We start from the raw sequence: 8,330 nt of genomic DNA, 5'->3' as shown, positions 1-8,330 counted from the left end.
GGTAGTCCGGGTAGTCCTTACCGCGCGCGAACCGCATCCCGTGGCGCTCGGCGGTCGTGACGAAGTCCGCGACCCCGTCCACGAACGCCTCCTTGCGCTCCCGCGAGGTCGACCGGCCGACCTCCCCGACCGTCTCCTCGAGGTAGGTGAGGGCCTCCTCGCGGGAGTCGCCCGCGCCCGCACGCTCCATCAGCGGGTTGACCGGCAGCCAGAGCCCGCCCCCGGACATCGCCGAGCTGCCACCCCACTTCTCCGTGCCCTCGACGATCAGGACGCTGAGCCCCGCGTCCACGGCACCCAGGGCGGTCGCGAAGCCCGCGGACCCGCTGCCCACCACCACGACGTCGTAGGTGTGGTCGAACCGGGGCTGGGACGGCACGGGCATGACGGCTCCTCTCATCCGGACACTACTGTCCGGTTCGCTGGCACCGATCGTCCTGCACCGGAGGCCGGGCGTCAATGGGCCAGGCGAAGGCCGACAGGCCGGTCGAGTCGCACCGCGGCCCCGCTCGCCGACAATGTCCTCTACCCGCCGACTCCGGACCTGATCACGCTCGCGTCGCGTGGCTCATCGATCGACGCGTCGATCGGGCCCGTCGGGGAAATCGAGGTCGCGGCTCTGGTCTGCGTCCTGACGCAACCCCACGAGCCTCCGGACTCACCGGGACGGCTCAGTGCCCATCGGCTCTCATGCGTCTGGTGTCGTATGCCCACATCGCGACCTCGACGCGGTTGCGGGCGCCGAGCTTGGTCATCAACGATGCGACGTGGGTCTTGACCGTGCTCAGGCCGACGAAGAGCACGGTGGCGATCTCGGCGTTGGTCCGGCCCCGCGCCACCAGCGCGAGCACCTCCTCCTCGCGCTCGGTGAGCGGGTCGATGGGCTGGACCGGTACCGCCGGCGCCTGGTCGGCGAAGGTTGCCAGCAGCCGCCGCGTGACGTTGGGGGCGATCAGCGCGTCCCCGTCGGCCGCCGCGTGGACGGCCTGCACGAGGAGTCCTGGCCCGGCGTCCTTGAGCAGGAAGCCGCGGGCACCGGCGCGCAGGGCGCCGAGGACGTACTCATCGAGGTCGAAGGTGGTGATCACGACGACCGGCATCGGGTCCGTCACACCTGGCCCGGCCAGGCGCCGCGTCACCTCGACGCCGTCGAGCCCGGGCATCCGGATGTCGACGAGGAGGACATCAGGACGCAGCCGAGTCGCCAGATCGAGCGCTGCGGGCCCGTCTGCCGCCTCCCCCACGACCTCGAGGTCGGGTTGCGCACCGAGGATCATCACCAGCCCGGTCCGGACCAGGTCCTGGTCGTCGGCCACGACAACACGGATCGTCATGTCAGCGTCTCCACCGGCAGCACGGCCTCGACCACCCAGCCGCCCTCGGGTGCCGGGCCCGCGGAGAGCGACCCGCCGAGGAGCTGGGCGCGTTCGGCCATGCCCAGCAGGCCGAATCCAGGCTCCGGTGCGGGCCCTGGCTCGGTCCGTCCGTCGTCGCTGACACGCAGCCTGACGGCGTCGCCCTCCCGGCGTACGTCGATCCCGACGCGGGTCGCGCTCCGGGCGTGCCGTACGGCGTTGGTCAGCGACTCCTGCGCGAGCCGGTAGAGCGTGGCGTCCACGGGTCGTGCCAGCCGGGTCAACGAACCGTTCAGCGAGACCTCGACGGCGGGCGTCGCGTCGGCGCGCGCCAGAGCAAGCAGATCCGCGATACCCCGCTGCGGTGAGCAGGCGACGGCGTGCTCCTCACGCAGCACCCGCACCATGGACCTCATCTCCTCCAGGGTTCGCGACGCTTCGGACTCGATCGCAGCGAGGACCTCGACAGCCTTCTCGGGCTGGACGCCGGCGACCACGCCACCGGCCTGCGCCTGCACCGCGATGGCCGAGACGTGGTGGGCCACGGTGTCGTGCAGCTCGCGCGCCAGCGCCACCCGCTCCTGATTGCGGATCTCGCGCTGTCGGCGATGCCAGAGGTCCGCGCGGTAGCGGAACACCACCGCGAGAGCGACGAACAGCAGCAGGAGGACGGTCCCGCCGAAGACGTCGGCCCAGGTCGCGGACGAGGCGTACATCCCGAGCACGACGACGACCGCCACGAACGCCGTCCCCAGGACGATCTCCCGTCCCGAGCCCCACCGCACCAGGGAGTAGAGCAGGATCGGGACGGCGATCATGGAGTAGAGGCCGAGGTCCCCGGCGTGCGTCGTCAGCTGGAGGACCGAGAGCAGCCCGGCGACGCCCCACCCGACCAGGGCGGCCGTCAGGGGGCGGCTCCGCCGCCAGAGCAAGGCAGGGATCAGCGCCAGGGCGAGGACCGACACCAGGGGTCGCCAGGCCACGTCCGGCCGGACGATGCCCTCGACCAGGGCGGCCGCCACGAACACGCCCACCAGCAGCCAGTCGAGCCGACCGACGGGTCGGGCGCCAGCGGGCCGCGGCTCGTGCCAGATCGAGCGCCGGACTGTGACCACGGCTCCAGCCTAGGGATCGGCGTGCCCCAGCGTACCGGCCGAAAGCATGAGAGGGAGACCGTCCGATCGGCCAGGTGGGCTCCGGCCCCCTGGCCGGTGCGCACGCCGCCCGGGCTCGACGAGCGTGGACCTACCGATCCTCACCACGACGACGGAGCCCATGATGAGTACACGACAGCCCACCACCACGCTGGAAGACCCGCGGATCACGGTAAGAGCAAAGCTTGCCGCAGCATGGACCAGCTTCATGTTCCTGTACGCCTACGTCGACATCCTCGGCTTCTTCACGCCCGGCATCGTCGAAGACATCCTCGACGGCCGGGTCTTCGAGTTCGACCTCTCCCAGATCTTTTCGACCACGGCACTGACCCTCATGGCCATCCCGATCTTCATGGTCGTGCTGTCGATGACGCTGCCCGCCCGCATGAGCCGCACCGCAAGCCTCGTCGTGGCCGTGCTCTACGTCCCCGTCACCGTGTTCAACGTGGCCGGCGGGTTCTGGCTGTACTTCTACGGGCTCGGCGCCGTCCTCGAACTGATCGTCCTCGCCCTCATCCTGAGGTACGCCTGGACCTGGCCCCGCACTGCACCCACGGCAGCCGCGGCGACCAACCCGGAACGTGAAACCGCTCGCGCCCAGCAGGAGGCGTGACCCCGAGCGCAGTCCGAAGTGACCAGCATCATCGCAGGTCAGGGACTCGCCGCTGGTCCCACAGCACGCACGGCAAAGGCCCCCTGCTCAGCGTTTCCGCTGGCCAGGGGGCCTTGCTCACGGGTGGGCGATACTGGGTTCGAACCAGTGACCTCTTCGGTGTGAACGAAGCGCGCTACCACTGCGCCAATCGCCCGGTGCGTGGACGATATTAGCCACAGATCGGGCGGCGGACCAAACCGGCGCCGCGGGCACTCAGGGGTCGAGGCGCTCGCGGCAGTTCCGCTCGAAGAGCTCGCGCGCCGCGCGGGTCACGTCCCCCACCTCGACGTCGGCGCCGTCCAGCCAGACGACCGGCTGGACGTTGCGCCCCGACGACGTGAGCGCGAGCTGCGCGCGCCCCTGCGTCACCTCGTCGAGCACCGTGAACGGCAGCTCGCCCTCCTTGGCCTCGCGCACGGGCAGGCCCTCCTCGGCCGCCCACTCGAGCGTGAGGGCGCGGGTGATGCCGGCGAGGCACCCGGAGTCGAGGACCGGGGTGACCAGCTCGCCGTCGCGCTCCACGAACACGTTGGAGCCCGTCCCCTCGCACAGGTCGCCGACGGTGTTGGGCAGGATCGACTCGTCGCCGCCCTTGCCCACGGCGTCCGCGAGCGCCACCACGTTCTCGGCGTACGACGTCGTCTTGAGCCCCGCGACGGCGGACCGCTCGTTGCGCGGCCACGGCGAGCGCGCGGACCGCGACGTGGGCGCCATGGCCGACTGCTGCGCGGCCACGACGACGGTCTGCGGCGCGTCGACGCGGCCGGAGCCGAGCGGCCCGACGCCGGCCGTCACGGTGATGCGGAGCCGGCCGTCGAACGCGCCGTCGAGCCGCACGGCCTCGGCGAGCGCGGCCGCGACGCCGTCGCGCACCTTCTGCTCGTCGGGGGCCGCGAGACCCAGCCCGGTGGCCGAGCGCGCGAGGCGCCGGAGGTGCCGCGTCAGCGCGAACGCCCGGCCGTCGAAGATCGTGCAGGTCTCGAAGACGCCGTCGCCGACGGTGATGCCGTGGTCGACGGCGCTCAGCGCAGCCTCTCCCGGCCCGACGAGGCGGCCCTCCGCCCAGATCACCAGACTCATGGGGCCAGTGTGCCCGACATCACGCCCGGACGGCGTCGCCCGGGGCGTTCGAGTTCACCCCTGGTTCACCCCGGAAGCTCGTAGCGGGTGGCCCGCGCCCGTCTCACCATCAGAGAACGGGTCGCGACAGCGCGACCCCTGCACGATCGAGGAGATCGGCATGAGACAGGTGTTTCGTGTGCTCGCGTACGTCGTCGCCGCCGGCGTCGTCGTCCAGGCCGCCGTGATGGTCTATGCGGTCGCCGGTCTGGGGCTCTTCATCGACGAGGGCGGTGTGCTTGACCAGGCCGCGATGGACCAGTCCGCGGCCGGGGAGTCGCTGTTCCCCGAGGAGATCGGCCTGCTGCTCCACGGGATGAACGGCACGATGGTCCTGCCGGCCGTCGCCCTGCTGGCCTTCGTCGCGTCGTTCTTCGCCGGCGTCCGCGGCGCCTGGCGGTGGGGGCTGGCGATCCTCCTGCTGGTGGCGCTCCAGGTCACGCTCGGCCTCGCGGGTCACAGCATCCCGTTCCTCGGCGCCCTGCACGGGGTCAACGCCCTGCTGCTCTTCGCCGTCGCGATGTACACCGGCTGGCGCGTGACGGCGCGCGACCGGGCCGAGCACGCGGCGCCCGCCGTCGCGTCCCCGGGCCTGGCCGCCGGCGGCGTCGCGCCCTGACCTCGGCGCACCATGACGGCCGACCGCTCACCGGTCCTGCGGCGCGTCGTCGCCGGCCTGGTGGCGGCGGCCGTCCTGGTGCCGCTCCTGCTGCTCTGGCAGACCAGCAGGACGCCCGGCCGGTTCTCCGTCTCGGAGGCGGGCGCGTTCGAGCGGGGCAGCGGGCCCCGCGTCACGACGCCCGAGGGTCACTCGGGCCACGGCGGCGTGCCTGCGGCCGCCGCCGCGAGCGTCGACACCCTGGTGGCCCCGACCGGCCCTGCCGACGTGGCGCTCACCCTCACCGCGCGCGCCGAGCGCGTCGAGCTCGCGCCCGGCGCCACGACCGACGCGTACACGGTGAACGGGACCACCCCCGGCCCGACGCTGCGCGCCACGCAGGGCGACCTGGTCGAGGTGAGGTTCGTCAACGAGAGCGTGCCGGGCGGCGCCACGCTGCACTGGCACGGGATCGACGTGCCGAACGCCGCGGACGGCGTGGCAGGCGTGACGCAGGACGCCGTGCCGGTCGGCGGGTCGCACACGTACCGGTTCGTCGCCTCCGACGCGGGCACCTACTGGTACCACTCGCACCAGGTCTCGCACGAGCAGGTGCGCAAGGGGCTGCTCGGGGCGGTGGTGGTGTCCCCGCGGCGGGACGCCCGACCGGCCGGCGGGCCGGAGGTCGCGAGGCTGCTGGACGACGCCGTCGACGTCCCGGCGCTGGTGCACCGCTACGGGGCGCGGCGCACGGTGCAGGGGGCGACCGGGGACCTGCCGGTCGACGTCCCGCCGGGGACGGCGGCGCGCGTCCGGGTGATCAACACCGACAACGGCGTCCTCCCCGTGTGGGTGGGCGGGGCTCCCTTCCGCCTCCTCGCCGTCGACGGCACCGACGTGCACGGCCCGCCCGAGGTGCGCGACCGCGCCGTCGTGGTCCCCGCCGGCGGGCGCGCGGACCTGCTCGTCGTGGCGCCGGGGGACGGCTCGGCGGCACGCGTCGAGCTGGGCGGCGCCTCCGCCGTCGTCGTCGGGCCCGACGGCGCGGCGTCCTCGGCGACGCGCCGCCCGACGGCGACCCTCGACCTGCTCGCCTACGGGACGCCCGCGCCGCTCGGCCTGGACCCGGGCGCGGCCGACCGCTCGTTCGACTACGTCATCGGCCGGGCGCCCGGGTTCCTCGACGGCAAGCCGGGCATGCACTGGACGGTGAACGGGCACACCTACCCGGACGTCCCGATGTTCGAGGTGGCGGAGGGTGACGTCGTGCGCATCCGGATCGACAACCGCAGCGGCGCCCCGCACCCGATGCACCTGCACGGCCACCACGTCGTCGTGCTGTCCCGCGACGGCGTGGCCGCGAGCGGCAGCCCCTGGTGGACGGACTCGCTCGAGGTGGCCGACGGCGAGGTCTACGACGTCGCGTTCCTCGCGGACAACCCGGGGATCTGGATGGACCACTGCCACAACCTGCCGCACGCCACCGAGGGCCTCGTGGCGCACCTCATGTACACGGGGGTCGCGACGCCGTACCTGCTGGGGCACGACAGCGGCAACGTCCCGGAGTGACAGGCGCCGGGGTGGTGCTCAGCGGCGCAGCACCAGGTGCGTCACCTCCGGCGTGACGCGCGCGGACACCGTGCGCAGGTCGTGCGTTCCGACGCCCTGGAACAGGCGCACCCCCTCCACGTCGAGCACCACGGGCGCGACGTGCAGCCGCAGCTCGTCGATGAGGTCCGCGGCGAGGAACTGATTGACGGTCGTCGCCCCGCCGGCCACGGACACGTTCCGGTCGCCGGCCGCCTCGCGCGCCCGGGCGAGGGCCTCCTGCGGCCCGCCGGTCACGAAGTGGAACGTGGTGCCGCCCTGCATCTCGATCGGGTCGCGCTCGTGGTGCGTGAGGACGAAGACCGGCGCGTGGTACGGCGGGTCCTCGCCCCACCAGCCGCGCCACGAGAGGTCCCACTCCCCGCGGCCCGGGCTGAACATGTTGCGGCCCATGACGAACGCGCCCGCCGCGGTGATCGCGTCGAGCTCCGCCCGGTGGTCGTCCGGGTTGTCGAACATCCACGCGTGCATGATCCGTTCGCCGTCGCCGACGCCGTCGCCGAACGGCTGGTCGAGGGACTGGTTCACCCCCGCGGAGATGCCGTCGAGGGAGATGCCGAGGTCGCAGGTCACCTGTGTCATGCACGTGAGACGTCCCGACTCCCCCGGACTCATCGCTCCGACGACGCGAGCCCCACCAGCCGGTCCGCCTTGAGCTCCGTCTCGTCCCACTCCCGCTCGGGGTCGCTCCCCCACGTGATCCCGGCGCCGGTGCCGAACCGCAGGACGCCGCCGTCGCCCGCGTCCTCCCACCAGAAGGTGCGGATCCCGACGGCGAGCTCGGCGCGCCCGGCGTCGCCGTCGACCCAGCCCACGGCTCCGCAGTAGGGCCCGCGGGCGGTCGGCTCGAGCTCGGCGATCAGCCGCAGCGCGGACGACTTGGGCGCCCCGGAGACCGACCCCGGCGGGAACGTGGCCTCGAGCGCCCGCGCCCAGAGCCCGGGGCCGGCGGCGAGCAGCTCCCCGCGCACGCGGGACACGAGGTGGACGAGCCCGGGGTGCTCCTCGACGGAGAGCAGGTCGGTCACGTCGACGGTGCCGGGGCGGCAGACGCGCTGCAGGTCGTTGCGCACGAGGTCGGTGATCATCACGTTCTCGGCGCGGTCCTTGGCGGTGAGGCCGGACGGCGTGCGCGCCGTGCCCTTGATCGGGCCCGAGGCGAGCGACGTCCCGCCGGGGGCGGCCTCGAGCGAGAGGTAGAGCTCCGGGGAGGCGCTCACGACCCACACGGGGTCGAGCCCGCTCGCGGCGGGCACGTGCACCGCGGCCGCGTAGGGGGCGGGGTTGCCGGCCGTCAGCCGCGCGGCGAGCGCGGCGGCGTCGGGCTCGGCACCGGCGCCCGCGCCCGTCGCGGCCAACGGCGCGGACAGGACCCGGCACACGTTGACCTGGTAGACGTCGCCGCGCCGCACCCGCTCCCGGACCGTCGCCACCGCGCGGACGTAGGAGTCCCGGTCGAGCGAGCTGGCCCAGGACGACGGCGCGGGGCCGTGCCAGGACCTCCCGTCGCTCCCCGGCGCCGGAGCGGGCCCCACGTCGGCGAACCGCCACGCGCGGGCCCGGCCGCCCGGCCGCGTGGCGCCGTCGCGTCCCAGGTCGGCCTCGAAGTCGGCGACGACGAACCACAGCCCCGAGTCGAGCCGTTCCGGCTGCTCGGAGAGGTCGACGCACTCGACGGCGCGCGACGCACGGCGGCCGGCGAACGCGGCCCAGGAGGTCGGCTCGTGCACACGAGCACGCTAGCGGGTCCCGCGCGGAGCCCCGGGCGGGGGCGATTGGACGGACCGCCAGGGGTCCACTAATGTTTGGGGCGCGCCAGAACGGCGGGCACCGCAGGGTGT

The 8,330-nt window shown here is 73.6% G+C and carries 9 protein-coding genes and 1 tRNA gene; 3 read left to right on the top strand and 7 right to left on the bottom strand.

All coding sequences use genetic code 11. From position 1 onward, the window contains the following. The 3 genes from ACFWEK_RS15495 to ACFWEK_RS15485 all read right to left on the bottom strand — a co-directional run. Positions 1–385, bottom strand: a 385-nt coding sequence (locus ACFWEK_RS15495) for an FAD-dependent oxidoreductase (protein ID WP_430554602.1), incomplete at its 3' end; no start/stop codon positions are given. 286 nt (positions 386–671) lie between these two features. After that, positions 672–1,334: a response regulator gene (locus ACFWEK_RS15490; protein WP_430554601.1), complete on the bottom strand. Its 663-nt coding sequence runs from the start codon at positions 1,332–1,334 to the stop codon at positions 672–674. After that, complete coding sequence (locus tag ACFWEK_RS15485) at positions 1,331–2,470, bottom strand: sensor histidine kinase (protein WP_430554600.1); 1,140 nt, start codon at positions 2,468–2,470, stop codon at positions 1,331–1,333. Before ACFWEK_RS15485 ends, ACFWEK_RS15490 begins: the two co-directional genes overlap by 4 nt. Before the next feature lie 163 nt (positions 2,471–2,633). Between ACFWEK_RS15485 and ACFWEK_RS15480 the strand changes: the two genes are divergently transcribed. After that, the gene (locus ACFWEK_RS15480) at positions 2,634–3,122 is read left to right on the top strand and encodes a DUF6326 family protein (protein WP_430554599.1); all 489 of its coding nucleotides are present in this window, start codon (positions 2,634–2,636) and stop codon (positions 3,120–3,122) included. 124 nt (positions 3,123–3,246) lie between these two features. Here ACFWEK_RS15480 and ACFWEK_RS15475 read toward each other — a convergent pair. Both ACFWEK_RS15475 and ACFWEK_RS15470 read right to left on the bottom strand, forming a co-directional pair. Next, positions 3,247–3,318 (bottom strand) — tRNA-Val (locus tag ACFWEK_RS15475). Positions 3,319–3,377: 59 nt separating this feature from the next. Then, the gene (locus ACFWEK_RS15470; protein WP_430554598.1) at positions 3,378–4,244 is read right to left on the bottom strand and encodes an aminotransferase class IV; all 867 of its coding nucleotides are present in this window, start codon (positions 4,242–4,244) and stop codon (positions 3,378–3,380) included. A 160-nt stretch (positions 4,245–4,404) separates the two neighbouring features. Between ACFWEK_RS15470 and ACFWEK_RS15465 the strand changes: the two genes are divergently transcribed. Continuing rightward, positions 4,405–4,902 (top strand): hypothetical protein, encoded by a 498-nt coding sequence (locus ACFWEK_RS15465; RefSeq protein ID WP_430554597.1) that lies wholly within the window; start codon positions 4,405–4,407, stop codon positions 4,900–4,902. A gap of 12 nt (positions 4,903–4,914) precedes the next feature. Continuing rightward, a complete protein-coding gene (locus ACFWEK_RS15460; protein WP_430554596.1) occupies positions 4,915–6,450 on the top strand; it encodes a multicopper oxidase family protein in 1,536 nt (511 codons plus the stop codon). A gap of 18 nt (positions 6,451–6,468) precedes the next feature. Here ACFWEK_RS15460 and ACFWEK_RS15455 read toward each other — a convergent pair whose 3' ends face one another. Further along, complete coding sequence (locus tag ACFWEK_RS15455) at positions 6,469–7,071, bottom strand: dihydrofolate reductase family protein (RefSeq protein ID WP_430545296.1); 603 nt, start codon at positions 7,069–7,071, stop codon at positions 6,469–6,471. Between the two features lie 29 nt (positions 7,072–7,100). Next, the gene (locus ACFWEK_RS15450; RefSeq protein ID WP_430554595.1) at positions 7,101–8,219 is read right to left on the bottom strand and encodes a chorismate-binding protein; all 1,119 of its coding nucleotides are present in this window, start codon (positions 8,217–8,219) and stop codon (positions 7,101–7,103) included. Positions 8,220–8,330: the final 111 nt, after the last annotated feature.

It is taken from the genome of Isoptericola sp. NPDC060257 (assembly GCF_042726645.1).
GTDB lineage: Bacteria > Actinomycetota > Actinomycetes > Actinomycetales > Cellulomonadaceae > Isoptericola > Isoptericola nanjingensis.
Note: the sequence above shows the minus strand (reverse complement) of the source record. Positions and strands in the feature narration are given on the sequence as shown.

Excerpts from the sequence above, each read along its gene's own strand:
- ACFWEK_RS15490 (WP_430554601.1), bottom strand. The coding sequence starts at position 1,334 with ATGACGATCCGTGTTGTCGTGGCCGACGACCAGGACCTGGTCCGGACC.
- ACFWEK_RS15480 (WP_430554599.1), top strand. The coding sequence starts at position 2,634 with ATGAGTACACGACAGCCCACCACCACGCTGGAAGACCCGCGGATCACG.
- ACFWEK_RS15470 (WP_430554598.1), bottom strand. The coding sequence starts at position 4,244 with ATGAGTCTGGTGATCTGGGCGGAGGGCCGCCTCGTCGGGCCGGGAGAG.
- ACFWEK_RS15465 (WP_430554597.1), top strand. The coding sequence starts at position 4,405 with ATGAGACAGGTGTTTCGTGTGCTCGCGTACGTCGTCGCCGCCGGCGTC.
- ACFWEK_RS15460 (WP_430554596.1), top strand. The coding sequence starts at position 4,915 with ATGACGGCCGACCGCTCACCGGTCCTGCGGCGCGTCGTCGCCGGCCTG.
- ACFWEK_RS15455 (WP_430545296.1), bottom strand. The coding sequence starts at position 7,071 with ATGACACAGGTGACCTGCGACCTCGGCATCTCCCTCGACGGCATCTCC.